This window comes from Aeromonas sp. 84A (genome assembly GCF_051919345.1).
Classification (GTDB): Bacteria; Pseudomonadota; Gammaproteobacteria; order Enterobacterales; family Aeromonadaceae; genus Aeromonas; species Aeromonas veronii.
Genome location: NZ_JBQBEW010000001.1, coordinates 1,959,823 through 1,985,533, shown reverse-complemented (window position 1 = coordinate 1,985,533; position 25,711 = coordinate 1,959,823). Strand labels below are relative to the sequence as shown.

Annotated in this window: 19 protein-coding genes and 1 pseudogene; 11 read left to right on the top strand and 9 right to left on the bottom strand. The window is 59.4% G+C overall.

Going from position 1 to position 25,711, the window contains the following annotated elements:
* Positions 1-175 precede the first annotated feature (175 nt).
* Positions 176-979, bottom strand: coding sequence for a siderophore-interacting protein (locus tag ACTG20_RS09195; protein ID WP_194495790.1), 804 nt, complete (start codon positions 977-979; stop codon positions 176-178).
* A gap of 324 nt (positions 980-1,303) precedes the next feature.
* Here ACTG20_RS09195 and ACTG20_RS09190 point away from each other — a divergent pair, with 324 nt between their 5' ends.
* On the top strand, positions 1,304-2,821 hold the full coding sequence (locus ACTG20_RS09190) for an HD domain-containing phosphohydrolase (RefSeq protein ID WP_194495838.1): 1,518 nt from the start codon (positions 1,304-1,306) through the stop codon (positions 2,819-2,821).
* A gap of 102 nt (positions 2,822-2,923) precedes the next feature.
* Here ACTG20_RS09190 and ACTG20_RS09185 read toward each other — a convergent pair whose 3' ends face one another.
* Together ACTG20_RS09185 and dnaQ are read right to left on the bottom strand one after the other, a co-directional pair.
* Positions 2,924-4,189: a TIGR03503 family protein gene (locus ACTG20_RS09185; RefSeq protein ID WP_194495791.1), complete on the bottom strand. Its 1,266-nt coding sequence runs from the start codon at positions 4,187-4,189 to the stop codon at positions 2,924-2,926.
* Entirely contained in the window at positions 4,186-4,920 is a 735-nt protein-coding gene (gene dnaQ / locus ACTG20_RS09180) for a DNA polymerase III subunit epsilon (RefSeq protein WP_088869726.1), read from the bottom strand. The genes ACTG20_RS09185 and dnaQ overlap by 4 nt, the downstream gene beginning before the upstream one ends.
* Before the next feature lie 79 nt (positions 4,921-4,999).
* Here dnaQ and rnhA point away from each other — a divergent pair, with 79 nt between their 5' ends.
* Positions 5,000-5,464 carry a ribonuclease HI gene (gene rnhA, locus ACTG20_RS09175; RefSeq protein ID WP_005337815.1) on the top strand — a complete coding sequence of 155 codons (465 nt, stop codon included), beginning with the start codon at positions 5,000-5,002 and terminating at the stop codon, positions 5,462-5,464.
* Here the strand turns inward: rnhA and ACTG20_RS09170 are convergent.
* Entirely contained in the window at positions 5,452-6,174 is a 723-nt protein-coding gene (locus ACTG20_RS09170) for a methyltransferase domain-containing protein (protein ID WP_162516067.1), read from the bottom strand. The two genes, rnhA and ACTG20_RS09170, sit on opposite strands and share 13 nt — an antisense overlap.
* Positions 6,175-6,246: 72 nt before the next feature.
* On the opposite strand from ACTG20_RS09170, the gene gloB reads away from it, so the two are divergent.
* Together gloB and ACTG20_RS09160 are read left to right on the top strand one after the other, a co-directional pair.
* A complete protein-coding gene (gloB, locus tag ACTG20_RS09165; RefSeq protein WP_005337817.1) occupies positions 6,247-7,011 on the top strand; it encodes a hydroxyacylglutathione hydrolase in 765 nt (254 codons plus the stop codon).
* Between the two features lie 70 nt (positions 7,012-7,081).
* Entirely contained in the window at positions 7,082-8,635 is a 1,554-nt protein-coding gene (locus ACTG20_RS09160) for a lytic transglycosylase (RefSeq protein ID WP_005361719.1), read from the top strand.
* A 160-nt stretch (positions 8,636-8,795) separates the two neighbouring features.
* Here ACTG20_RS09160 and astE read toward each other — a convergent pair whose 3' ends face one another.
* Positions 8,796-9,821, bottom strand: coding sequence for a succinylglutamate desuccinylase (astE, locus tag ACTG20_RS09155; RefSeq protein WP_194495792.1), 1,026 nt, complete (start codon positions 9,819-9,821; stop codon positions 8,796-8,798).
* 292 nt (positions 9,822-10,113) lie between these two features.
* Positions 10,114-10,323 (bottom strand): DUF1127 domain-containing protein, encoded by a 210-nt coding sequence (locus tag ACTG20_RS09150; protein ID WP_005337823.1) that lies wholly within the window; start codon positions 10,321-10,323, stop codon positions 10,114-10,116.
* Between the two features lie 526 nt (positions 10,324-10,849).
* Between ACTG20_RS09150 and ACTG20_RS09145 the strand changes: the two genes are divergently transcribed.
* Positions 10,850-11,743, top strand: a complete 894-nt coding sequence (locus ACTG20_RS09145) for a DNA replication terminus site-binding protein (RefSeq protein ID WP_139741342.1) — start codon at positions 10,850-10,852, stop codon at positions 11,741-11,743.
* A 156-nt stretch (positions 11,744-11,899) separates the two neighbouring features.
* Here the strand turns inward: ACTG20_RS09145 and ACTG20_RS09140 are convergent, their stop codons facing one another.
* From ACTG20_RS09140 to ACTG20_RS09130, 3 genes are all read right to left on the bottom strand, one after another.
* Positions 11,900-15,775, bottom strand: a complete 3,876-nt coding sequence (locus ACTG20_RS09140) for a DEAD/DEAH box helicase (RefSeq protein ID WP_194495793.1) — start codon at positions 15,773-15,775, stop codon at positions 11,900-11,902.
* Positions 15,776-16,207: 432 nt separating this feature from the next.
* A complete protein-coding gene (locus ACTG20_RS09135) occupies positions 16,208-17,293 on the bottom strand; it encodes an ATP-binding protein (RefSeq protein ID WP_194495794.1) in 1,086 nt (361 codons plus the stop codon).
* Positions 17,290-18,018 (bottom strand): response regulator, encoded by a 729-nt coding sequence (locus tag ACTG20_RS09130; RefSeq protein WP_439987596.1) that lies wholly within the window; start codon positions 18,016-18,018, stop codon positions 17,290-17,292. The genes ACTG20_RS09135 and ACTG20_RS09130 overlap by 4 nt, the downstream gene beginning before the upstream one ends.
* A 157-nt stretch (positions 18,019-18,175) precedes the next feature.
* Here ACTG20_RS09130 and ACTG20_RS09125 point away from each other — a divergent pair, with 157 nt between their 5' ends.
* The 6 genes and pseudogenes from ACTG20_RS09125 (at position 18,176) to ACTG20_RS09100 (ending at position 25,677) form a co-directional block, all read left to right on the top strand.
* Entirely contained in the window at positions 18,176-19,333 is a 1,158-nt protein-coding gene (locus tag ACTG20_RS09125; RefSeq protein WP_338710111.1) for an efflux RND transporter periplasmic adaptor subunit, read from the top strand.
* A gap of 15 nt (positions 19,334-19,348) precedes the next feature.
* A pseudogene (locus ACTG20_RS09120) lies at positions 19,349-22,245 on the top strand (multidrug efflux RND transporter permease subunit).
* A 468-nt stretch (positions 22,246-22,713) separates the two neighbouring features.
* Positions 22,714-22,998 (top strand): helix-turn-helix transcriptional regulator, encoded by a 285-nt coding sequence (locus ACTG20_RS09115; RefSeq protein ID WP_136501564.1) that lies wholly within the window; start codon positions 22,714-22,716, stop codon positions 22,996-22,998.
* Between the two features lie 2 nt (positions 22,999-23,000).
* The gene (locus tag ACTG20_RS09110) at positions 23,001-23,417 is read left to right on the top strand and encodes a hypothetical protein (protein WP_440007992.1); all 417 of its coding nucleotides are present in this window, start codon (positions 23,001-23,003) and stop codon (positions 23,415-23,417) included.
* 38 nt (positions 23,418-23,455) lie between these two features.
* Positions 23,456-23,893, top strand: a complete 438-nt coding sequence (locus ACTG20_RS09105) for a toprim domain-containing protein (RefSeq protein ID WP_440007990.1) — start codon at positions 23,456-23,458, stop codon at positions 23,891-23,893.
* An 80-nt stretch (positions 23,894-23,973) separates the two neighbouring features.
* Entirely contained in the window at positions 23,974-25,677 is a 1,704-nt protein-coding gene (locus tag ACTG20_RS09100; protein WP_136501563.1) for a DUF927 domain-containing protein, read from the top strand.
* The last annotated feature ends 34 nt before the right edge of the window (positions 25,678-25,711 follow it).

Here is a 25,711-nt window from a genome sequence, read left to right as displayed (position 1 = left end):
CCTTTACGACTCCTTGCGTTGGGTCTGACAACATTCAGCCAAACCGACGTGAAAATAGGGCGCTCTTGTGTCAACGGAAATAAAAACGCCGCCTGAACGAATACCCAGACGGCGCAATACTAAATGCAAATCATTTTTATTTGCAAGAGTGAGTCAGGTATTCTTTCGCATCCGCTTAATTATCCATCACATCGTGACGGGTCTGGTGATAGGCCTCTTCACTCTTGCCCCGGCGCCAGTACGGCACGGCGTAGAGCGACTGGCGATCCACCTCGAGCACAGACCGAAAATGGCGGCGCAGCGGTAGCACCAGCGCCTCTTCCCCACCCAGCCAGAAGAAGCCACCATCGCGCACCAGCCGCAGAGCAATCACATGCTCCAGCAGGCCACTGGACTCGGGCTCGCCGACAAACCAGTGACAGCGCACCCCGACCGGCAGTGTCAACGGCTGAGCATCGGCCTGATCCGGCACCAGAATCGCAATTTCCCCGCTGGCCTCGGCAGGCATCACCTCACACATCGCCATGATGGCGGGCAAGGCGGTGAGATCTCCTACCAGACAGTAGTGATCGGCCGGTTGCAGCATGGGGTTGGGACCACCCGGCCCGGAGAGGATCACCTTCTCTCCCGGCTTGGCATGGGTAGCAAAGGCGCTGGCGGGCCCGCCGTCACCGTGCAGCACGAAGTCGATATCAATTTCCTGCTCATCACGGCGAAACGTGCGGATGGTGTAGGTGCGGATCACCGGCTTGTCAGCCGGGTCACTCCAGCGCGGGCCGCTCGGGGTCATGGCAGGCAGCACCGGCTCTACCTGATGGGGCTGGGCCAGCATCACCTTGATATGGGCCCCACCGCAGGTAAAGGGATAGTCAGCCAACTCGCTGCCACCAAAGGTGATGCGACGCAAATGGGGGGTGATCTGGGTAATGGCTTTGACAGCCAGCAGACGGGGGCGATTGGGAGGCAGAGATGGGGACACGATGGGGCTCCTCGTTGAGTGTGTCGCCCATGCTACACGCAAATAGGAATCACTATCAAATAAGATTGTTTCTCGTCTAATAGCTACAAGCTGGATTCAAACATCCCCAACCACTCGCGTCCACACCCCAATCCAGAAATAGGCTTTATGCACGCTAGCTCCATGATTGGGCAAAGAAAGCAGCCGGACAACGCCACAGTCACAAAGGGTTCCATTTGCTTATTTCGACCATAGTTTTTCGAGATCAAATTTTATTTCCCAATAAGTTTCCTATCCTTAGTGAAGCAGTTAATGTAAGCACAGGATGCCAAACAGGATTGTATGATGGATGACCAGATCCTGATTATTGATGATGACGATCTCTCCCTCCCCGACGCACAGCAAGCGGGCTGGAAGGTGATGATTGTTGACGATGAGCCTGAAGTGCATCGCATCACCAAAATCACCTTGAACAAATTCGAGTTTGACAATCGCCCCATCGATTTTCTGCATGCCTATTCCGCGGCGCAGGCCAAAGAGTTGCTGGCCACCACCCCGGACGTTGCCCTGTTGCTGCTGGACGTGGTGATGGAGGTCGACCACGCTGGCCTAGATGTCGTCAAATACGTCCGTGAAGATCTGCAAAACAAGATGGTACGCATCGTGTTGCGTACCGGCCAACCCGGCCAGGCGCCGGAAGATGACGTGGTCACCAACTACGACATCAACGACTACAAGGATAAAACCGAGCTCACCTCCCAGAAGCTGCGCACCCTGCTGCGGGCCAGCCTGCGATCCTATCGGGATATTCGCACCCTGGAGAGTAACCGTCAGGGGCTGGAAAAAGTCATCGAAGCCTCCAAGGGGATCTTTGAGAAACGGGCCCTGCGCCAGTTTGTCGAAGGCGCCCAGGAGCAGCTCAGCGCCCTGCTCCATCTGGGGGAAACCCAGATATACGACGTCAAGCAATACGCCTATGAGGTGAAGGATCAAGTATTGGAGCCCCTGCTCTCCGGCCATCCCGCCATGCTCCTCACGGACGCGCCGGAGATCCTGCGCCAGGCTATGAGCAAGCGCAGCAATGTCTATAACGCCACCCAGATGGTGCTCTACTGCCAGAATCCGCGCCACCACCTGCTGTTCCACATCGAGACCACCCGCCAGCTCAGCCAGATCGATACCAGTCTGCTGACCCTGTTTACCGAAAACATCATAGTGGCACTGGAGAATATCCGGCTCAATGAGGTGATCGCCGACAACCAGCGGGAGATCATCTATCGCATCGGCGAACTGGTCGAAACCCGTTCAAAAGAGTCAGGGCTGCACGTCAAACGGGTCGCGCTCTATACCGAACAGTTCTGCCACCTGATGGGCATGAGCGAAGAGCAGAGCGAGCTGGTGAAACGTGCCTCGCCGCTCCATGACATTGGCAAGGTGGGAATTCCCGATGCCATCTTGCACAAGCCGGGCAAGCTGACACCGGAAGAGTGGGAGATCATGAAAACCCACGCCCAGCTCGGGCAGGATATGCTCTCCGGCAGCGATCTGGCGCTGTTTCAGATTGGGGCCACCATCGCTGGCAATCACCATGAGAAGTGGAATGGCAGTGGCTATCCCCGTGGTTTGAAGGGGGCCGATATTCCGCTGGAGGGGCGGATTGTGGCGCTGGCTGACGTGTTCGATGCCCTGGGTTCGGATCGCTGCTACAAGAAGGCGTGGCCGCTGGACAAGGTGCTGGCCCTGATTGAAGAGGAGAAGGGGCAGCATTTCGACCCCCAGCTGGTCGAGCTGATGATGGCCAATCTGGACAAGTTCCTCGAGATCCGCGAGCAGAACAAGGATGTCTATATCGGCGAACACTGATAGCCAGCTTGTTCTGTTTATGAATTCAAAAAAACCGCCCTGCTTATCAGGGCGGTTTTCTATATCTGGCATCACGCCACTTCAGAGCGAGAAGTACGAGGGTTACTGCTCTGGCAGATTGAGATCCAGCTTGGCAGCAGGTTGTCCGGCTTGCTGATTCTCGGCCTGCGCAGCGGCCAGAGCACGCTTCAGGGCACGCCGTTTTTGTATCACCACAAACCCGACCCCACCCAATACCGTCAGCAGCACACCACCACCCGCCAATGCCCAGATCAGCCAGCCCATTTCCTCCTCTGCCGGAGCTTCATGGGTCGCCTCGGCGCTAGATACAGGAGCTGCGGCCGACACCACCTCTACTGGAGGCGGCGGTGGCGGGAAGACATTGAAGGTTTTCACCGGCAACTCGATTTTCAGCTCACGGCCGAGGCGAGTGGTGCCATAGAGGGTTGCTTTCACCTCATGCTGACCGACCTCCTTGATGTTGGAGAGATCTATATCAAGCTTGGGGTCGCTGGCGGTCTCGCTGAACTCGTAGAGGCCGCCCACATTGCTGGTCACACTCCCCTTGACCACCACGGAAGCAGGATCCAGCTCATCACGGTCGATTAGCAGTGAGAGCTTAGCGCCCAGCTCATCCGAAGGCGGCGCCAGGTTATAACTGAACGGATAGGGGTAAAGCAGCACATCCTGATAACGGGCACGGACAAACACCTGATTGCCCGTGCTGAACATGGCGCGGTACTTGCCACCGGGAATATCCTGCAGCGTCACTTCCGCCGTCATGATGCCATCGCCTGGCACTTCGTCGAGCCCCTTGCCATCATCGCGATAGTGGCCAAGTACTTGATCCAGCACGACCTCTTTCTTATCGGCATCGCTGAACGATTGCAGCTTGACGGTCATGCCAAGGTCAGAGAGATAGTATTTATCTTTCGGCGGCTGACCATTGATCAGCAACCACGCCTTGAGTTTGACCACCTCCCCCTGATAGAGCTGCATCGGCAGGGCGGCGATATCGAGCCGGATATCGGAGAGAATGCGCACCCGGTTGTCGGGATCCACCTCGCCAATCGCCTGCCAGGGGCCCGGCATGGGATTGCGCAGGGTAATGAGATCATGCTCCGGCAGCGCCAGCCAACCCACATCTGCGGGTTTGACCTTGCCCACGTAAAGCTTGCTGCCATCGGGGCGAACCAGGATCACTGACGGGGTGCCCGGCTTGCGCTTGATGATGAAGGTGATCTCCTTCACGCCGTAATCGATGCGAAAGCGGTTATCCAGCAGCGGAATATCGGAAGGGGCAAATACCTCGGTCGCCACAGCCCCCAGCGAGAGCAACAGCAGCAGACCGGCACACCACTTGCTCATTGCCGCCACAGACAACTTCCTCCCTTTTTCTGTACCAGATCCAGTCTCGCCTCGTGCAGGGCCTGAACCTCGGCAGTGGCACGCACCACCTTGAGGGCGGGTCGGTTGCTCTCTAACCGGCGAATACTGGTGTCCTGATTGCTTTCGTTTTCGTTGCTTTCGGTGGCCAGATTGAGTTTGGTCTGGCCACCGGTCATCAGCAGGTAGACGTCCGCCAGGATCTCCGCATCGAGCAGAGCCCCGTGCAGGGTACGGTGGGAGTTGTCGATACCGTAACGATCGCACAGCACATCCAGGTTGTTGCGCTTGCCGGGGAAGAGATCCCGCGCCATCGCCAGGGTATCTGTGATGGTGCAGATATCCGCCGTCTTGAAGTTGAGTCCGAGCTTGCTGAACTCGTAGTCCATGAAGCTCACGTCAAACGGTGCGTTGTGAGCGATCAATTCGGCGCCGCGGATGAACTCGAGGAATTCGTCGGCAATCTGGCTGAACGACGGTTTGTCACGCAGGAACTCGTCGGTAATACCATGCACCTGGATCGCTTCCGGGTCGACCAGACGATCAGGCTTGATATAGACGTGATAGTGGTTACCGGTCAGCTTGCGGTTGATCACCTCCACACAGCCGATTTCGATAATGCGGTGCCCCAGATAGACAGGGCCGCCCGCCGTATTCATACCTGTGGTTTCAGTATCCAGAATGATCTGGCGATTCAGTTGGGGTGTGTTCATGATCCAATCTATGTCAAACTTCGGCTTTACTTACTCGCTAGTTTACCCCAAGCCTCATGTTAAAACAGATTGATTGCTCATGTTAAAACAGATTGATGTCTATACCGACGGCTCCTGCCTCGGCAATCCGGGCCCGGGTGGTTACGGGGCCGTGATGGTCTACGGCAAGCACCGCAAAGAGATTTCCGCCGGATTCAAGTTGACCACCAATAACCGGATGGAGCTGATGGCCGCCATCATGGGGCTGCGCACCCTCAACGAACCGTGCAAGGTACGCCTCACCACCGACAGCCAGTATGTCCGCCAGGGGATCACCCAGTGGATCATCGGCTGGAAGAAGAAAGGGTGGATGACCGCCAACCGGCAACCGGTCAAGAACGTCGATCTCTGGAAGGAGCTGGATGCGGAAGTGGGTCGCCACCAGATTGAGTGGCTCTGGGTGAAGGGTCACTCCGGCCATCCGGAGAACGAACGGTGCGACGAGCTGGCCAGAGATGCCGCCTGTGGCAAGGATCTGGCCGAAGATACCGGCTACCAGCCCTGACGGGCCATTCCCGGTGTGGCGAGGGACTTTGGCAGTTGCCAGCGCCGCCGCACCGGGATCAATGGAAAGCGCCGTTTACGGGCCGCAATCACGTATACCGACGCAAATGCCCTGCAATAGTCCCGCCCCACACTCTCCCGCCACCAGCTGTGCCAGCTCTGTTTCCCCATAAATGAATAGCCAAAGCGCTCGTCGAACATCACCTCGCATCCCAGCAGATGCAGCCAGTCCGTCACCCGCCCCGGGGTAAACATCCGTGCCGACCAAGGCATTCTGCGCCGCAAGAACGGCACACAGTGACCGATCCCGACCAGACTCATGGGGTTGTAGCCGCTGATGATCAGCCAGCCATCATCGGTCAACACTCTTTCTGCTTCGCGCAACACTTGGTGGGGATCGGCGGAGAAATCAAGGCAGTGAGCCAGCAGGCAGGCATCGACGCTGCCGGTCCGCACCGGCAGATCGAGGGGATCGCCATACATGTCGAGCAATCGCCCGCCGGGGGCGACCCCGATCTGGTGACGAATGGAAGAGCGTTTGCAGGAGAGTTCAGCGCTCAGAGCGCCAATTTTCAGCAGATGATACCCAAACAGATTGGGACACCAGTTGTCGAGCCGATCCTGGATCTCGGCCGCCACCCAGTCCCCCATAGGCAATGCAGACCAGCTGGTCGGGATCTCGATTTGTTGTTCGGTACGTGCCACCTGCATAATAGGGCTCAACTCGGGGTTTCGAACGCCATCCTGTTATATAAGATACCCTCCCTAAAGAGAAGCAGACTCATGTATCCAGTGATCACAGTTCCAGCCTTTAATGACAACTACATCTGGTTGATCCGCCACGAAAATCACTGTCTGGTGGTCGATCCGGGCGATGCCGCACCCGTGCTGGAGCGGCTTGAGGCATTAGGACTGGTGCTCGATGCCATCCTGCTGACCCATCACCATCACGACCATGTCGGGGGCGTCACCGACCTGCTTGCCCACTTCCCCCACGCCCGGCTCTATGGCCCCAAACTTGACCCCATGCCGGATCACCACGGTCAGTGGCTGGAAGATGGCGATCAGATCAACTGGCACGGCCTCGCCCTCGAGGTGATCCATGTGCCCGGGCACACTCGCGGCCACATCGCCTACCACGGCAACGGCATGCTCTTTTGTGGCGATACCCTCTTCTCGGCCGGTTGTGGCCGCCTGTTTGAAGGGACGCCGGAGCAGATGTACCACTCGCTGCAACGACTCGCCGCCCTGCCCGATGAGACACTCATTTATTGTGCCCACGAGTACACCCTCTCCAACCTGCGTTTTGCCTATGCGGTCGAGCCGGATAACCCGGCGATCCGCCGCCAGATCGGGCTGATCAGCAAACTGCGGCAACAAGGGCTGCCAAGCCTGCCAACCCGGCTGGGTGACGAACGCACTTTCAACATTTTTCTGCGCTGCGAACAGGATTCAGTGAAATTTTCTGCTGAAAAGCATGGGCTAAAATGCGTGGAAAATCCGGTAGATACCTTCACCATCCTGCGTCAGTGGAAGGACGTTTTTTGAACAAACCTTGATCAGGGGGCCATTGCCCCTTATGATGCGAGCTGTTTTTCCTAAAAATGACCGGAACGAGATGAAGGTACGAACGGCCTTATTGGCAGCGCTGTTGCTCAGCGGCTGCCAAAACCTGAGCCATCAGGATGACCGGGCGCTAACGGCAATCGAGCCGATCAAGTCCCCCCAGGTCAAGAAAAAAGCGCATAAAAAACACTCTTCCCATTTCCTGTTTGGCGATGAACAGCTGGACGAAATGGAAGATACGGACAATCTGTGGGTGCGTATCAGCGATGATATGCAACTGGAAACTCCGGACAATCCGCGCATCCGCCAGCAACGTGAGTGGCTGTTGCGCAATGATAAGCATCTGGCGACCATTGCCAGCCGGGCTGAACCCTACCTCTATCTGATGGTAGAGGAGATTGAACGGCGTGAGCTGCCAATGGAGCTTATTACTGTCCCGATGATCGAAAGCATGTTTGATCCCCATGCCCGATCCCGCAGCAATGCCGTCGGTCTGTGGCAGTTTGTGCCAGCGACAGGCAGAAACTTCGGTCTGCGCCACGACAACTGGTATGACGGACGGCGCGATGTGCTGGCCTCCACCAATGCGGCGCTCGACTATCTGGAATACCTGAACCGCTTCTTTGACGGTGACTGGCTGCAGACGCTGGCCGCCTACAATGCCGGGGAAGGACGGGTGCGCAACGCCATCCAGCGTAACCAGCGCGCAGGCAAACCGACGGACTACTGGTCGCTCGATCTGCCCCGCGAAACCCGGATGTATGTGCCCAAGATCCTCGCCATGGCTGACATGATCAGCAATGCGGACAAGTACAATATCCAGTTGCCGGTGCTCGCCAACGAGCCGAAGCTGCGAGTGGTGGAGACCGGCAGCCAGATCGATCTGAATGTGGCCGCCCAACTGGCCGGTCTGCGCACCTCACAGCTCAAGGAGGTCAATCCGGCCCTGAGCCGTGGCGTGATGTCGCCCCGTGGCCCTTACCGCCTGCTGGTACCGGTAGAGTATGCCGATACCCTGGAGCTGGCACTGGCCGATCTGCCCAAGAGCGAGCGTATTCGTACCCGCTCCTATCAGGTCACCAGTGGCGATACCCTGTCGCGCATTGCCCAGAATCATGGCGTCAGCGTGAACGAGCTGAAGCTGGCCAACAATCTGCGCAGCAACAACCTGCGTCGCGGTCAGCAACTGGTGATCCCGACCCACGGTCAGGTCAGCAGCAAGGCCAGCTCCGCCAGCAAACCGCAGCAGCTGGCAAGCCGTGGTAGCAGCCAGAAGGCCAAAGTCAGTTACAAGGTGCGCTCGGGTGACAACCTGTGGAGCATCAGCCAGGCGCACGGTGTCTCCCACGAAGAGCTCGCCAAGTGGAACGGTCTGAATGCCAAGTCGGCGCTCAAGCCAGGCATGAAGTTGGTGGTCTATCCCAAGCAAGGGAAGAAGAGCGACAAATCGATGGTGTATCAGGTTCGCCGTGGTGACTCCATCTCCTCCATCGCGGCTCGCTTCCAGGTGGCCATCAACGATGTGATGCGCTGGAACCAGCTGGATAAAGGGGATTACCTCAAGCCCGGTCAGGAGCTGACCCTGTTTGTGAAGAACAACAGCTAAGCCTCACCGCTTGAACCCGATAAAAAACGGGGCCAGTCATCTGACTGGCCCCGTTTTTTATTACTGCGGCTAACCGCTGCTGTGTCTGAGCCGCCGACTAAAACAATGGCTTGGCGCCACCTGCGGATGCATCACCGCTCTGCAGGCAAAACTATCACCGCTATTCCCAGAGCCTTGTCGGCACCACCATCAGCACGGTGCGCTGGCCGATCGCCACATTGGCATTGGGGAAGACTACCGCCTCACGCGGCTGCTCGACGGTGTAACGCAGCTCACCATCCTCGGCCAGCACGAACCCTTGGGGGAATTCGGTGAAGTTGTCCACATCGCTGGCGAACAGGAAGCGAAAGTCCGCCGATTTTTTGGTGATCACCCGATCGATGGCAAACAGGGTGAAATCATCCGCCCGCCACGGCTCCAGCGCCACCTCATCCTGAGTGACCAGCTCCTGCAGCGCTTGGCGGGTTTCGATAAAGCGGGTCATATCGTTCTCGCCAAACGGGCGCACCTTGCCCAACTCCACCGTAAAGGCGTGGGCACCATGCTGGCGGGAGCTGTAGTAGCTGAAGGTCGTGGTCGGGCTGGCGGAGAGCAGAATGGTACGCACCCCGCAGGCGCCGAGGAACTGCACCTGCTCGCGGCAGTGGGGCCGCTCATGGGGAAAGGGGTAGACGGCAAACTTCTCGTGGCGCGAGCCGCGAATGGCGGTGTGCAGATCGTAGTGGTAGCGGGGACGAGCCGGATCGGCAAAGAAGCGGCTCACATACTGCTCGAGGCGCATGGCGCGGATCCGCTCCCGATTGCAGAGCCCCTCCCCCTTGCTGTGTGCTCCGGAGAAGAGCCGGTTCATGTTCTCCTCCACCTCCCGCAGCCCCAGATTCATCGCCGCCGGATTGCCAAACAGGAACAGCACCCGATGGCGGGCGCTCAGCTCGCCTGAGAGCAGACGACTCAGCAGCTGGTTGCAGATCTCGATGGGAGCGGTCTCGTTGCCGTGGATGCCGCAGGAGAGGACGATATCCTTGCGTCCTCCCGGCTGGTCGTCCGTGCCACTGGCAGGCTCCAGACAGAGCACGCCCGTATCCCAGACGCTGACCCGCGCACCATTGGGCAGGGCAAATTCAAAGGGATCGAGCTGCCACTCATGGCTGCGGGTCATGGCCAAAAAATCGTGCTGGGGAATCATCCGTCTCACCCTCTTGCGCTGGAACACTATGGCCGGATTATACGCAAGGCATCACGGCTTAAAATCATTTTTTAAACAAATTCAAACATTAACGATACAAGTGTGATAACAATCGAACGACGACAGCAATGGCAGTAGCGATGTGGAATAAAGAGGAGAGGAAAAAGGACCAACAAATAACAGGGGGAAAACGGGGGATATAAAACAGACAATGACAGACCTGGCGGCCGGGCGCCACGGGGCAGAACAGCAAACGACTCAGCAGAAAAACAAGGCATCCATGCCAGGTAGATCAACCACGCCAGAACGGCTTGGTGGTCTCTTGATAACGGTCAGCTTCGTTCAGGCCGATGTCTTTGAGCAGGTACTCGGGCAGCTCGGAGAGCTGGCGACGGCTGCGGCTGCGCTCCAGCCAGGTCAGAACGGTCATTTTAACGCGAGCAACCAGATTCAATTGGCTGGAATGCTGGTAACCGGTTTCGGTATAAGTCATGTTGGCCATGATGTGGCTCCTCTGAATATTTGTTTACGCACTGGGCTTTATTTGATGCGCAAAGCTTAGTCAGGGAGTCAGACCGACTCAATTGACGAATTTTGATACGTTACATTAGTAAATCTAATGTCTAAAAACGGCAGGATTTAATTTTAAAGCTTTGATTTTAAACAAATAATTATTTTAACGGTTGGCCAGCAGAGTCGCACAGCATATTGTGCTGCATGGCACCCATCTATATATGCATTTTACTGCTTTACATATGCAGGGATGGACAAGGTGTGAACAGCTGGCAACAGCGGAGTTACACGAAATTGTTAATTTAATGATCTTGTGACGATCTTTATTTAACACAATGAAACATAAATAAAACCAGCACCGCATCCCCATTCAGAGGCGCACATTGCCCCCTCCCCAAAGTGCCTCTTGGCACTCCAGCCGCATGCTGGTATGTTTATTTATACAGTAGTTTTGCTACCCGCAGCTGATGTCATACCTGATCTCGTCAACAGCGGGTCAGACCACAGGATCATCGATGGATACCTTTACCCCGACCGCCGCCCTGCGTCAACAGATGGCCGCCATTGAAGCCTCTCTCAACCAGCTGGCCGATCTGCTTGGCCAACTCGAGCTGCAGGAGGCTCATGTCTATCCCCTCCCCCCAGTTGCACAGGGGGAAGAACACGACCCGATCGAGCAAATTGAGGTGGGCTATCTCAACGGTGAAGCCGCGCTGGCGGCCACCCTCGCCGCCTATCGGGATCACAGCGCCCGCCCCGGCTGCTCCACCAAGGCGACTCACCGGCTGCCCGGCTGGTTGCGCTTTCCTGCCGCCGCTGCCCCCTTGCTGCAACCGCTGATCGACCAAATCAACCAGCACAAGCTTGATTTCAAGGCGTTGGTGCAGCAGGCGGGGGGACGGGACGAGAAGTTCGAGCTGGTACATACCGCCCTGCCCGGCGTGATCACGCTGCAGGTCTACCGCAAGCTGACCCTGTTGACAGGTGAGCTGCAATCCCTCGGCTTTACCTGGGCCGACAAGCAGACCATCAATCGTCTCAGTCGCGAGCAGGTGCTTGAGATGCTCGAGCGCAGCCGCCGCTACATACCGGCCCTCTCCAACAACGAGGAGTGGAGCAAGATGGTGGATCAGGAGGTGTACGATATTCGCCGCCTGCCCGCCGATGCCGAGCTGCGGATCCGCCGCCCGGTCAAGACCCACCCGATGATCAACCTGCTCTGGCTGGAGCGCACCCCGCGCAAGCAGCAGATCAAGGCGAGCCTGCCTCTGCTGCTCTGCTCCGATACCCCGCCTGCAGTCACCCATCTGGGCAACTATCCCCCCAAGAGCCGGCAGGCGCGGCGGGATCGCAAGATTGGCGGCGAACCCATCATCGAGCGGCTGCACCTCTATCTCTATCAGGGGTGACTGGATCAGGGATAGCTGGTTCAGGGATAACTGCGCCGCCTTGCCGCAATAAACGATGAATCCCGCATCTGCATCCCAAACGAGAAAGGGGAGAACATCTCTGGATGTTCTCCCCTTTTCTGTATCGATAGACGGTATGTAAGGCGGCGTCGCCAATCAGCCCATCAGCAGGGCCCGCAGGCTCTCCACATCCAGCCCGCGCACCTCGGACTGGCCGCTCAGCAGGCCATCGGCCAGCGCCCGCTTCTCGTCGTGCAGAGCGACGATCTTCTCCTCCACCGTCTGCTCGCACACCAGCCGGTACACAGTCACCGGCTGGGTCTGCCCCATCCGGTGCGCCCGATCGCTCGCCTGATCTTCCACCGCCGGGTTCCACCAGGGATCGAGGTGCAGCACGGTATCGGCCTGGGTGAGGTTAAGACCGGTCCCCCCTGCCTTGAGGCTGATGAGGAACAGCGGCACCTCCTCATGACGAAAACGCAGGATGGAGTCCTGACGGGACTTGGCGGAGCAGCCCCCATCCAGATAGCAGTAATCCCAGGATTTTTGCTCGATGCGGGCCCGCAGCAGACTCAGCAGATCAACGAACTGGCTGAACACCAGCACCCGATGGCCGCCGTCGATCGCCTCTTCCAGCAGGGCCATCGCCTCGTCCAGCTTGCTGCTGGTCTGCGACCACTCGGGCATCACCAGCTCCGGTGAGCAGCAGAGACGGCGCAGCCGGGTCAGGCCGCTCAGCACATGCATCAGGGCGCGGCCATCGGCGCTTTGCACCTGCTGCACCACTTCCCGCCGGGTCGCCTCGTAGAGCTGGCGCTCTTCGGGGGAGAGGCTGATGTGGTGAATGATCTCGGTCTTGTCCGGCAGCTCGGTCAACACCTGCTGCTTGAGACGACGCAGGATAAAGGGGCTGATCACCGCCCGCAGCAGCGCCATGTGCTGGGGATCCTTGACTGCCTTGCCAAAGCGGCGCTTGAACTCGCCAAGGCTGCCGAGCAGCCCCGGGTTGATAAAGGTAAAGAGACTCCACAGCTCCCCCAGATGGTTTTCGATGGGGGTGCCGGAGAGGGCGAGGCGAAAATCGCCGTCGAGCTGGAACAACAGCTTGGCGCGCTGAGTACCGGCATTTTTGATCTGCTGCGCCTCATCGAGCACCATGGAGGACCAGCGGCGGGACTTGAGCGCCTCCGCCAGGCTGCCGAGCATGCCGTAGTTGATGAGGATCACCTGACCGGCCTTGGCCTCGCGAATGATCCCCTCCCGCTCGGCCGGGTTCTCGAACACCACCACATCCAGTTCGGGGGCGAAACGGGCTACCTCCTCCTGCCAGTTGGTGACCACAGACTTGGGCACCACCACCAGCGCAGGGCCAAGGTGCTGGCGCATGCGCAACACAATCAGCGCCTGCAGTGTCTTGCCCAGACCCATGTCATCGGCCAGACAGGCACCAAAACCGTGATGGGCCAGGGTCGCCATCCAGCGCACCCCCTCTTTCTGATAGTCCCGCAGGGAGGTAAGCAGCTCGTCCGGGCAATCGACCTCTTGCTGCCACTCCTGCTGAAGGGATTGCCACGCTGCATCCCCTTCGGTGGTAATCACCGAGAGCAGACGAGTGAGCGGATAGGCCAGCTTGTTGTTGATCCGCTGCTCTTCATCGAGCATGGCCCCCAGCATGGTAAGCCGTTCCACCAGCTTGTCGCTCAGCATCAGGCTGGTCTTCTCGTCGAGCTGAACGGTGCGCTGCCCCGGGGTCATCTGACGCAGAATAAGGCGCAGGTCGAGGATCTGGTGCTCATCGAGGGCCAGTGCCCCTTCGACTTGGAACCAGTCCTGCCGCCGCTCGATGCGCAGGCTCAGGGCCGCTTCATCAAGGCTCTTGAGGCGGGCGCTGTCCTGATGCCAGTGAATGACCACACCGGCATCCACCAGCTCGGGCAGGGCATTGACCAGCGCCAGCGCCTGTTCCCCCTGCAGCAGCCACTCGCTGCCGGGCAGGCCGATGGGGAGTTGATTGCGCAGTAGCTGGGCCTGCAGCTTCTCGGCCGCGAGATCCCGCTGCCAGTAGTGGTACGCCTTGATCCCCTGCCGCACGATCGCCTCCCCCTTGCCAAGGGGCTGGGGCGGCAGATCCTCAAAGCGGGTCACCAGCTTGACCGACAGCTGGCCATCCTGCCAATCCAGTTGCACCGAAGGAATGCCCGGCCAGGGAGCCAGTTCGGCGTTGCCGCTAAGCCCCGCAACCTGACTGTGCCAAGGCAACTCGGGAATGGCGTCCAGGGTGCGTTGCAACTCAGCCAGCCCCTCGGCGGGCAGCAGCGGGATGGATTCGAGCGCAGGCAAGCGGTCGAGCAGCGGCTGCGGGGTGAGGATCAGCTGCCACAGATCCTGCGCCAGCGGCATGATATGGGCCCCGCGGGCGGCTGCATCGGGGCAGAGCTGCGCGCTCATCCCCTGTTCGGTGGCGACCACCTGCAGCAGGGGGGCGCTGATGGCCAGTTGCAGCTTCTGCCCCTTGGCGTTGAACAAGCGGGGGTGATCGGCCAGCGGTGCCCAAACATCCCGTGGCAGCCGTCCCATCACCCGTGGCAGGGTGCGAACCAGTGCCCAGTCGTGCTCGTCGAGCATGGCGGCATACTGGGTGGAGAGCAGGGCCGGATCGACCCGGCGACCGGCGGTCCACTCCCCCTTGGTGCTCAGCTTCTGGATCTTGCACTCCAGCTCGGGACCGTCGGCATGGAGCAGCCACACCAACCGCTCCTGCGGCTTGCGTACGCCACTGGAGCGTCCCAGCCCCTGCAACCAGTTGAGCCAGCTGGCAGAGGCCGCGGTTTTGTCCTCGTCCCCGTCATCATCCTGCTCGTCACTGCCCTCTTGCGCACTCTCCTCACTGCCGCGCAGTTGGCACAAGGGCGCCCCTTTGGCCGCCTCGCCCAACAAGATACGCAGCAGATCCTGACAAAATGCCATCAGGCGATGATGGGGCTCGGCATCGAGCAGATGGGAGAGATCCCACTTGTGCAACATGGCCACCTGCGGGCTCTGGGCTCCGTGACGGGCCAGCGCACAGAGATCGAGCCAGAGATAGCCCCAGTGGAGCTCCTCCACCGGCAGTTGCAGGGTATCGAACAGGCCGACCGCCTGACCGTGGCGATCGCCCGCCCACTGGCTGAGCAAGTCGGCAAGCAGGGGGAACTGGCCAGTCAGACTGCGCTGCCACTTCTTGCGCTGTTCGCTGGCGATGACGGGATCGGCCTGCTGCAACCAGCCAAGCCAGAGCAGGGCGCTGAATGAACGGGGCCACTGGCCCGCTTCACCCTCATCGGTTGCCTGCCACTGGCCCAGCGCGGTGAGCAGTCGCTCGCCAAGCGGGCCGCTCTGGCTCTGCTGGGCCAGCGCCTGCAGGGCTGGCCAGCCGGGGGCGGCATCCTTGTCCTCGCCGGTTGGCGAGGTGCACTCGCCATCCCCGCAGAGCCAGCGCCACTCCGCCTCGAACGCTTTGGCCCGGGCCTGCACCTCGGGGGCGCAGCGCACCAGCGCATTGGCCAGCGGCCAGCGCTCTTCATAGGGGGCATCGAGCAAGAGTTGCAGCGAGAAGTGCTCCAGCAACATTTGCTGCCAGGCGGGGCTGGAGCCCGCCAGCAACTGGTGAGCGTCCGGGGTATCAAGCAGGGTCAGCAGATCGCTGGCCGAGAAATAGGTGGGGATCTCCCCCGCTTTGCCGCGGCAGAGCTCGCGCACCACCGCATGGGTGAGATCCTGCCCGGTCAATGAGGGCACCCGGCTCCAGTCCGGCGCCGGGCAGAGACCGGCACGCACCCCCAGGATCAGTGCCAGCGTCCCCTCGGCGGTCAGGCTCCACTGCTGCTCCCCGCGCAATCTGACCAGCCCCGCATCCTGCAGCCGGGTCAGTTTATCGATCAGGGCATGGCCTATCGCCAGTTGTTCTTGCAGCAAACGGGTACTGGCAACACGCTGCAATTGCAGGGTGGCGAGCAGGGCATAACTATCCGAAGAGAGGGTGGACGCAGACATCAAGACTCACGGGCAAGTGCAAAAGCGGAATTTTAACGGTAAAGCGCCAGCGGCTCGACCCTTTACCGTGAAATAACTCAAAAAAAAACGGCCATCCATGATGACCGTCGAAAGTAACGAAGGAAATAGCCGGATCATCCGGTTACCTCCCACAGCGGGAAAATCGGGAGCGCTAGCCCCTAATTCGTGGAGCCAATGCTAGAGGTTGGCGCCCGAAAAAGCTTTGAAGCGGATCACAGTTGAAAAGGATTTCTGAAAACGGTTTCAACTTTTGACGGCAAAAACCGTGATTTCGCGCCAAATGAACCATGTCCCAACCCCTCCTGCTCACCCGGCACAAGCGGTGAAAACCCTTATGGCAGTCGCTTGTCGAACGCCCCTGTGCGGGCAGCTGTCAGCTGTATAGCTTCATCAGAACCTGTCGCCCCTAGGCTAGATTTCAGGGCCACCGGACATGGCAGAGATGGGCCAGGAGAGCACGAATCGGCTCCCTCCCTGCCCGGTAGCTCGGCAAACCGCGCTGCCGCCGTGCGCCTCGGCAATCGCCTTGATCACGGCGAGTCCGAGTCCGCTACCGCCGCTCTTGCGCGAGCGTGACGGATCTCCGCGACGAAACGCATCGAAGATACAGGCGGCGATCTCCTCGCTGATGCCTGGCCCCTCATCTTCCACACTCAGGACGCACACACTCTCCGAGCGATGCAGCCGCACGGTCAGCAGGCCCGGCAGCGCGTGCTTCTGGGCATTTTCCAACAGCGCCATCAGAGCCTGACGGATACGAAACAGATCGCAGCAAACATGAAGTTCGCTATCCAGCTCCCGCTGCAACACAAATCCGCTCGCCGCCAGAGGGCTGGCAAATGCCTCAAGCACCACGGCAAGCTCGTCGGCCAGCCTGACCTCGGTCCGCTGTAACTCCAGATGGCCGCTGTCGTTGAGGCTCAATACCCGCAAATCCTCGATCAGGTGATTGAGCCCCTCCACCTGACGCAGCAACCCCTCGAAGAGTTCGCTGCTGGGAGGAAATACCCCTTCGGCCAGCCCCTGCAAACGGCCGCGCAAAATGGTCACCGGAGTGCGCAACTCGTGGGCAATGGCGGCATTCCAGAACTCCCGCTCGCGGGTCATGCTCTGCAGCCGCTCGGCCATGGCGTTGAAGTCGCGCACCAGTTGCGCCGTCTCCCCGATCGCCTGCTCATCCTCCGGCACACGGGCATCGAGTTTGCCCTCGGCCACCTCGCGCAGGCTGGTTGCCACCGAGTTGAGGGGAGTCAGGATGCGGCGAGAGAGGCGCACCGCCACGTACAACGCCATCCCCAATGCAATGAGAATGGTGGAGCCGATCCAGATCATCTCGACTCTGGAGGGCACCCAGGTCTCGGAGATGCTGCCCGGCACAAACGCCACGGCGATGCCATAAAACACATAGGTGCCGATCACCGCGAGGGAGATGATACCAAGCGTCATCAGGCCCAGAGAGCGGATGATCTGCCTGCGAAGGCCGGGCGCCGATTTCATGCATCGCCCCCGAAGCGATAGCCAACGCCCCAGACACTGGCGGGGACCCCCTGAATGCCGTGTGTCTCCAGTTTTTTGCGCAACTTGCTGATGTGGCTATCCACTGTACGCTCCTGGGTATCCCCCTCCGGCAAGCAGTGAGTCAGCAGTTCGGCGCGGCTGAACACCCGTTTTGGCGCCCGCATCAAAGAGGCGAGCAACTTGAACTCGGTCAAGGTCAGCTCCAGCACCTGCTGCTGGTCATCGCGGAAAATGCTGGCCTCGTGGCTCTCCAGATCGATCTGAAACAGGCCGACCCGCAACACGTTCGCCGTGGCAGGCTTTACGGCTCGGGTGCGCCTGAGCACGGCCTGCACTCGCGCTACCACTTCGGCCGGATTGAAGGGTTTGACCACATAGTCATCCGCCCCCATGCGCAGCCCCATCAGCTTGTCGAGATCCTGATCGAGGGCGGTCAGCATGATCACCGGCGTGTCGCCGCGCGCCCGGATCTCGCTGAGCACCTGCCAGCCATCCAGTTGCGGCATCTGCACATCCAGCAGCAGGAGATCGGGTTTGAATGCCTGATGCATGACCAGCGCTTCACGGCCATCGGCGGCGTGCAGGGAGCGCAAGCCATGACGTTGCAGGTAAGCGGCGAGGATGTCGGCGATCTCGGCTTCATCCTCTGCAATCAGTACCAGTGACTGGCCCGCCGGGCTGGCGGGAGCATTGAGATGGGACATAGTCGGACTCGAAAAAAGGTGGCGTTGAACTTTATCATCGCCTCCATGGATTCTCCACAAAGCCTCGAATCATTCGCAATAGCCCCTCGCCATAATGGCCGCTCGATGCACTCTTCGGTCACATCACACCGGAGAGACGGTTTAACGAGGTGAGTGGATGATGTTTGTCAAACAGCGGTATGCGGGCGCCCTGCTCGCCGTCATTGCCGCATTCGGGTTGGCGGGTTGCGATGTCGCGCCGCAAGAGCAGGAGGCACCCGCCCCTCCTCAGGTATCGGTGCTGACTCTGACTGGTCGGGAGCTTGTCATCAGCGAGGATCTGCCCGCCCGGGTGGCGGCACTGCGCAGCGCCGACATTCGCGCCCAGATCAGCGGCATCGTGCAGCGCCGCCTGTTCGAGCAGGGCGCCGAGATCAGCGCTGGCACTGTGCTGTTCCAGATAAACCCGGCCCCCTTCAAGGCCGATGTCGACAGCGCCGCCGCCGCATTGCAACGGGCCGAGGCCGTGCTGGCCCGCGCCCGCATCCAGATTGAGCGCCTGCGGCCGCTGCTGCGCACCGACGCCATCAGCCGCCAGACCTATGACGATGCGATCTCCCAGCGGGATCAGGCGGCCGCCGATGTGGCCCAGGCCAGGGCGACTCTGGCCCGGCACCAGCTGAACCTGCAATTTGCCAGCGTGGAGGCCCCCATCGCCGGACGCATCGATCAGGCGCTGGTGAGTGAAGGGGCCCTGGTGTCGCCCACCGATGCCACCCCCATGGCCCGGATCCAGCAGATTGATCAGGTCTACGTCGATGTGCGCCAACCGGCCTCGGTGCTGGAATCCCTGCGCCAGCAGGCTGGCTCAACGGCACCGGAACTGGCGGTGGAGATCCTCGGCAGCAATGGCACACCGCTGGGAATGCAGGGGCGCATCCTCTTCTCCGGCATCGAGGTCGATGCCGGAACCGGCGACGTGCTGCTGCGGGTGCTGGTGGATAACCCTGAGCGGCGCCTGTTGCCCGGCCTCTATGTGCAGGCGCGCATCCCCCGTGCCCGCTATGCCAACGCCCTGACCGTGCCCCAGCAGGCGGTAGTTCGCACATCGGGTCAGACCAGCGTGTGGGTGGTGGATGGCCAGGGGCAGGCACAGCTGGTTCCGGTCAACACAGCTGAACTGGTGAATAGCCAGTACCGCATCGCGTCCGGGCTCAGTGCCGGGCAACAGGTGGTGATCGAAGGGATCGACCGTCTGACCCCGGGGGTTCAGGTCACAGCTTCCCCCTGGCAACCACCCGCTTTCAGCCAACCGGCTGACAGTGGCATTCGCTGAATCGGAGAGTTATCCATGCCGCAGTTTTTTATCCATCGCCCGGTGTTTGCCTGGGTGATCGCCCTGTTCATCGTGCTGGCAGGGGTCATCGCCATCCCCAAGCTCCCCATCTCCCGCTATCCCTCGGTGGCGCCGGTGTCGGTGACTCTCTATGCCACCTATCCGGGCGCCACACCGCAGACCCTGAACGATGCGGTGGTGAGCCTTATCGAGCGCGAGCTGTCGGGAGTGAAGAACCTACTCTACTTCGAGTCGTCGGTGGACGCCTCGGGCAGCGCGCAGATCACCGCCACCTTCAAGCCGGGCACCGATCCTGAGCTTGCCCAGATGGACGTGCAAAACCGCATCAAGGCAGTCGAACCTCGCTTGCCACAAGCGGTGCGGCAAACCGGCCTGCAGGTGGAGTCCGCCTCATCCGGTTTTCTGATGATGGTCGGCATGACCTCACCGGATGGCCGCTTCGATGAGGTTGCCCTCAACGACTACATGGCACGCAATATTGTGCAGGAGTTGCGCCGCATCGACGGGGTAGGACGAGTGCAGCTGTTTGGCGCCGAGCAGGCCATGCGCATCTGGGTAGATCCGGCCAAACTCGCCGCCTACGGGCTGACTATCAGCGAGGTGGCACAGGCCATCGAGCAGCAGAATATCCAGATTGCCCCGGGGCGCCTCGGTGACGAACCCGCCCTGCCGGGGCAGCGCCTGACGGTTCCCCTCACGGTTCAGGGGCAGCTGACGACCCCCGAGGCATTCGCCGCCATCGTGCTGCGAGCCAGTGGTGATGGCGCCAAGCTGGTGCTGGGTGATGTCGCCCGGGTCGAGCTGGGGGCGCAATCCTACGCCTTTTCCAACCGCGAGAACGGGGTAGCCGCCACCAGCGCCGCCATCCAGCTCTCCCCCGGCGCCAACGCCGTGCGTACCGCAGATGCGGTGCGCACCCGTCTCGCCAAGCTCGCCCCCACCCTGCCGGCGGGCATGGCCTATTCGATCCCCTTTGACTCGGCCCCCTTCGTCAAGGTCTCCATCGAAAAGGTGATCCACACCCTGCTGGAAGCCATGGTGCTGGTGTTTCTGGTGATGTTTCTCTTCCTGCAGAACCTGCGCTACACCCTGATCCCGGCCATCGTCGCCCCCATCGCTCTGCTTGGCACCTTCGCGGTGATGCTGCTGGCCGGTTTTTCGATCAACTCTCTCACCATGTTCGGCATGGTGCTGGCCATCGGCATCATAGTTGACGACGCCATCGTGGTGGTGGAGAACGTCGAGCGCCTGATGGCCACCCGGGGGCTGTCGCCCCGGGAGGCGACGTCGCAAGCCATGAAGGAGATCACCGGGGCGGTGATCGGTATCACCCTGGTGCTCACGGCGGTGTTCCTTCCCATGGCGTTTGGCAGCGGCTCGGTGGGGGTCATCTACCAGCAGTTCACCCTGTCGATGGCGGTGTCGATCCTCATTTCGGCCTTCCTCGCCCTGACCCTGACGCCTGCGCTCTGCGCCACCTTGCTGCGTCCGGTCAGTCCAGATCATCATGAGAAGCGCGGCTTCTTCGGTGCCTTCAACCGGAGTTTCGAGCGGTTCACGGCAGGCTACGGTGCGCGTGTAACCCGGCTGGTCGGGCGCAGCGGACGGATGATGGCAACCTTTGCCGCTCTCTGCGCCGTGCTGGCCATCGCCGCCGCCCAGCTGCCCTCCTCTTTCCTGCCGGACGAGGATCAGGGTTACTTCATGACCTCCATCCAGTTGCCAACCGGCGCCACCAGCGAGCGTACTCTTGAGGTGGTCAAGGCCTTCGAGGCTCACATCGCCTCTCGCGAGGCGCTGGACACCAACCTGGTGGTGCAGGGCTTCAGCTTCTCCGGCGCAGGCCCCAATGCCGCCATGGCCTTCACCATGCTCAAAGATTGGGATCAGCGTCATGGTGCCACGGCAGCCGAAGAGGCAGATCTGGCACAAGCAGCCATGGCAAATATTCCTGAAGGCACTGTAATGAGCCTACTGCCGCCCGCCATCGACGAACTGGGCACCGCCTCCGGCTTCACCCTGTTCCTGCAAGACAGAGCCAACCGGGGGGAAGCCGCGCTGCTGGCCGCTCAGGCCCAACTGCTGGAACTGGCCGCCAAAAGCCAGGTAGTCAGTGATGTGTATCCCGACAATCTGCCTCCCGGCGAGAGCATTCACCTCGAGATCAACCGACAGAAGGCCGAAGCCATGGGACTCTCGTTCGCCAGCGTGAGCAGTACCCTGTCGGCCGCGATGGGATCGCTCTACGTCAACGACTTCCCCAACGGCGGACACATGCAACAGGTCATTCTGCAGGCCGACGCGTCGGCGCGCATGCAGCTCGATGATGTGCTCGGCCTGCGGGTGCGCAATGCCAGCGGCGGCATGGTCCCCCTGCGGGAGGTGGTGACACCGGAATGGCGCGAATCGCCGCAACAGATGATGCGCTTCGATGGCTTCCCTGCCGTGCGTATTGCCGGGGGGGCAGCGCCCGGCATCTCTAGCGGAGCGGCGATGGCGGAGATGGAGCGCCTGGTGGCGCAATTGCCGCCAGGCTTCGCATTGGCCTGGACGGGACAGTCGTTGCAAGAGCGCCAGTCGGCCGAGCAGGCCCCCTGCTGATGCTGTTGTCGGCGCTGGTGGTCTTCCTGGTGCTGGCGGCACTCTACGAGAGCTGGTCGATCCCGCTCTCGGTGATGCTGGTGGTGCCGCTGGGCCTGCTCGGTGCCGTCGCGGCCGTGATGCTGCGCGGTATGCCCAACGACGTCTTCTTTAAAGTAGGCATGATCAGCGGCACCCTGCTGGCCATCTTCTTCGTACCGGTCTTTTTTGTCTTCATCATCGGGGCGCAGCAGCGCCTGCACTCCTGGCAGGCACGGCGAGCATCCAACAGCATTAACCCGGCTCGATGACCACAGATACACAGTCAGCCGGATAATTCCTCAGCACATCACCAAAAGAAAAAGCCCAACCTGCTAAACAGGTTGGGCTTGGTATGTGGCGGAGAGACAGCCAGTGCAATCATCACTTGAGGAAGTTGAATTTTAAAGCATTTTGAATCAATACAAAGTCGCAATGTACCAATCACTGTACCTATATCCCTCCACCCAAATCATCGTACTCCCCCCGCAACAAACAAACCAAATGAACTAAAAAGCAACATCGTTATGAAAACAAAGTCTAAAAAACACCCAAAAACGTTATGAAAAACATAACAAAAAACGCCGAGATGTTATGAAAAACATAACAAAAACGTTATGAAAAACATAACCTTAGAAAAAAAATTTGATGTGGAGTTTTTAAATTAGTGATTCACTGCGCTCACTGTACGGACAGGGACAACACCGTACGCTGACCAACTGCTACGCAAGGAGCTCAGTATGAATCAAAATGCCACTCCTCAGACTTACCCCAAAGGTACCAAGCGCTCTTGCGCCTCTGCCCCAGCAACAATTAAGGCCAAACTGCGCTCATCAACTACCTGCTCCTACCACTTCCTTTCTCTTTACGAAGTGCTGGCTTTAATCCCTGTCAGCAAGACGACTTGGTATGACGGAATGAAGCAGGGTCTCTACCCGCAAAATTACAAGCTCGGGCGTCGCCGCGTCGCTTGGCGCAGCTGTGATATCGAGGACTTGATGCAGAAGTTGGTCGGGGGGATGTAACCATGACCACCGCCCTCTCCTTGGAAGACTCAATGACTGACATGGGCGTGAAGCCATCACGCGCATTGAACCCTACTCCTGGTCAGGTTCTCCGCTTTCATATTCAAGGGGACCGCCCTGGTACAAGCAATGGTTGGTTGATCACCGACGAGTTGGGTAATCATGCCGTCTTTGGCTCGTGGAAGTTGGGAATAAAGTGCGTATGGCGGCCAATCGGACCCGCAATACCAAGCTATATCCGTGCCCAACTCACTCAGCAAGCAAAAGCAGCTGAGGCACATCGGCTTGCCGAGACCCAAGCAAAGGCACTCAAGGAAGCCAAAGAGATTGGGGGGCAGCCGAGCCCCCATACCAACACGCTTACCTTGCACGCAAACAAATCTCAGGGGTCGGTGCTCGTCAGTTTGGTAACCGGTTGATAGTACCGGTCTTCAATGCACGCTCCCAGTTGTTGAGCTTGCAAGACATCGATGAAAGCGGGAATAAGCGCTTCCATCGGGGGTTGTCACTCAAGGGCGGGTTCTTACTCCTTGGCCCTTCACCCAAGTCCGGCGCCCCCGTATTGCTTTGCGAAGGCTATTCAACCGGGGCCACGCTGTTTGAGAACCTCGGCCTGCCGGTCGCCATTGCATTTTCTGCCGGTAACCTGCTCGAGGTCGGCCATATCATTCGCACGCTTTATAGCAACAGCAAGCTGTGGGTGTGTGCAGACAACGATCATGCCACTACAGGCAACCCCGGACTAACCAAAGCGCGTGCAGCAGCTTATCAACTGCACGGCCGCTTGATTGTGCCACCGACCATCCCCGGCATAACCGACTTCAATGACCTCTTCTGCCTTAACGGCAAAGCCGCACTGCTCGCGTGTGTTGAGGCCGCTCCTCCAGCCCATTAAATCCGGTGTCACGGCGTCACTGTGTCACAAACCCCAACGAGACCGGATCGTTCAACCAACTTTATATAAAGGAATATCTCATGAATACAAAGCGTTATGAGCTGAAGGCCGAGCCCTTCCAGTTAGGTCCCATTGAGTTTCAAGATGGACTCTACTGTGTCACCACTGACAAAGGTCAAGACGATGTTTGGAGCAGGATCGGTGCTCCACTCTGGGTAACAGCCTGCGGGCGCGACACTGCGGGTCTAGGCTGGGGCTTGCAAGTACGCTGGTATAGCCCTGATGGTCGACCGCAGGAGGCGTTCATTCCACACGTTCACCTGCTGTCTGACGGACGCGAAGCGTTGATGAAGCTGATGGACGGGGGCTATCGCTTCAACTTGGGAATGAAGAGACAGCTGATTGACTATCTCAACTCGAAGAACCCCTACAAGACGTTCATTCGGGTTGATCGACTAGGCTGGATCCCGGATACCCACATCTTCATGTTGGGAGATGGACCGGTGGGATCTACCAACGACAATGAGTACACCTATACCGGGAATAACCCAACCCAATCCGACGTGGCAGGCACCTTGGACGAGTGGCGTGATGACGTTGCCGCGCTGTGCCTTGGCAACAGCCGCTTGCTATTAAGTACCTCGCTTGCTTTCGTTGGCCCCTTGCTGCGCTTGACCAATCAGAGCAGCTTTGGCGTCCATCTGGTGGGGCCATCCTCAATTGGCAAGAGCACCGCCATGTTGGTTGCAGCTAGTGTGCTCGGCAAGCCTGCCAACAAGATCCAGACGTGGAATGCCACCAAGGTGGGATTGGAAACCACTGCGGGCTTGTTCAACGACAGTACCCTCTTTCTGGACGAAATCGGGCAGGCTGACCCTCATGTTCTAGGCGACACCATCTACATGCTGGCCAACGGCGAAGGACGAGCTCGTGCCAATGCAGATCTGTCGCGCCGTGCCAAACTGCAATGGCGAACAACCTTCCTCAGCAACGGGGAAGTTGACTTGGAGCACAGCCTTGCCTCGGTCGGTAAGCGTCACAAAGCTGGCCATGATGTCCGCATGATCAATATTGAGGCCGATACAGACCGGCATGGCATCTTCGAAGAGTTGCATGGCTACCCGAATGGTGCCTCCCTTTCCAAGGCCCTCGCAGAACGGACTGCCCAGTATCATGGCATTGCCTTCCGATCTTTTGTTGAAGAGCTGACCTTGGACATCAATGGTGCTCAGGCATTCGTTGACGAACATCGCGCTGACATGATGCGACGGCTTGGAGCCAAAGAGTGTGATGGCCAAGTGCAAAGGGTAGCCGATGCATTCGGATTGATATCAGCTGCAGGTGAGTTGGCCAACCGCTTCGGGATCACAGGTTGGCCTGCGGGTAGTGTAGCAGCTGTTGTCGAGCAACTATTCCGCAAGTGGCTCGCAAGGCGTGGTACAAGCGGCTCCCTTGAAGAAGCAAACATTATCGAGCAGTTGGTCGACCTACTCGAAGGGCGCCACGGGCAGTACCTTGCCGATGGGCCGAATGTAACGAAGCTGGGAGAGACTTACGGCTACAAACTCGGGCCCGACCTGCACCTCTACGTGTATGGGTTTAAAAAGACCTTCGCCGATTTTAACGCCAACTACGTCCATAAGGTGTTGCGTAAACACGGCATTCTCATGCATGGCACCGGCCGCGACCTGCCACGCCACAGCCAATCCAGGGTGTACCAATTGTCGTTAGACAAGATCGCGGACGCCCACGACAGGCTGTTGGCGGAACAAGGTGGAGAGTAAACAACAGGGGCCGCAGGACGCGGCCCCTTTTCTT

What these genes read in the sequence shown, in the direction of transcription:
- ACTG20_RS09115 (WP_136501564.1), top strand. Translation starts at nt 22,714, where the DNA reads ATGAATCAAAATGCCACTCCTCAGACTTACCCCAAAGGTACCAAGCGC.
- ACTG20_RS09125 (WP_338710111.1), top strand. Translation starts at nt 18,176, where the DNA reads ATGATGTTTGTCAAACAGCGGTATGCGGGCGCCCTGCTCGCCGTCATT.
- ACTG20_RS09100 (WP_136501563.1), top strand. Translation starts at nt 23,974, where the DNA reads ATGAATACAAAGCGTTATGAGCTGAAGGCCGAGCCCTTCCAGTTAGGT.
- ACTG20_RS09110 (WP_440007992.1), top strand. Translation starts at nt 23,001, where the DNA reads ATGACCACCGCCCTCTCCTTGGAAGACTCAATGACTGACATGGGCGTG.
- rnhA (WP_005337815.1), top strand. Translation starts at nt 5,000, where the DNA reads ATGTTAAAACAGATTGATGTCTATACCGACGGCTCCTGCCTCGGCAAT.
- gloB (WP_005337817.1), top strand. Translation starts at nt 6,247, where the DNA reads ATGTATCCAGTGATCACAGTTCCAGCCTTTAATGACAACTACATCTGG.
- ACTG20_RS09140 (WP_194495793.1), bottom strand. Translation starts at nt 15,775, where the DNA reads ATGTCTGCGTCCACCCTCTCTTCGGATAGTTATGCCCTGCTCGCCACC.
- ACTG20_RS09190 (WP_194495838.1), top strand. Translation starts at nt 1,304, where the DNA reads ATGGATGACCAGATCCTGATTATTGATGATGACGATCTCTCCCTCCCC.
- ACTG20_RS09135 (WP_194495794.1), bottom strand. Translation starts at nt 17,293, where the DNA reads ATGAAATCGGCGCCCGGCCTTCGCAGGCAGATCATCCGCTCTCTGGGC.
- ACTG20_RS09145 (WP_139741342.1), top strand. Translation starts at nt 10,850, where the DNA reads ATGGATACCTTTACCCCGACCGCCGCCCTGCGTCAACAGATGGCCGCC.
- ACTG20_RS09170 (WP_162516067.1), bottom strand. Translation starts at nt 6,174, where the DNA reads ATGCAGGTGGCACGTACCGAACAACAAATCGAGATCCCGACCAGCTGG.
- ACTG20_RS09150 (WP_005337823.1), bottom strand. Translation starts at nt 10,323, where the DNA reads ATGGCCAACATGACTTATACCGAAACCGGTTACCAGCATTCCAGCCAA.
- ACTG20_RS09130 (WP_439987596.1), bottom strand. Translation starts at nt 18,018, where the DNA reads ATGTCCCATCTCAATGCTCCCGCCAGCCCGGCGGGCCAGTCACTGGTA.
- ACTG20_RS09160 (WP_005361719.1), top strand. Translation starts at nt 7,082, where the DNA reads ATGAAGGTACGAACGGCCTTATTGGCAGCGCTGTTGCTCAGCGGCTGC.
- ACTG20_RS09185 (WP_194495791.1), bottom strand. Translation starts at nt 4,189, where the DNA reads ATGAGCAAGTGGTGTGCCGGTCTGCTGCTGTTGCTCTCGCTGGGGGCT.
- astE (WP_194495792.1), bottom strand. Translation starts at nt 9,821, where the DNA reads ATGATTCCCCAGCACGATTTTTTGGCCATGACCCGCAGCCATGAGTGG.
- dnaQ (WP_088869726.1), bottom strand. Translation starts at nt 4,920, where the DNA reads ATGAACACACCCCAACTGAATCGCCAGATCATTCTGGATACTGAAACC.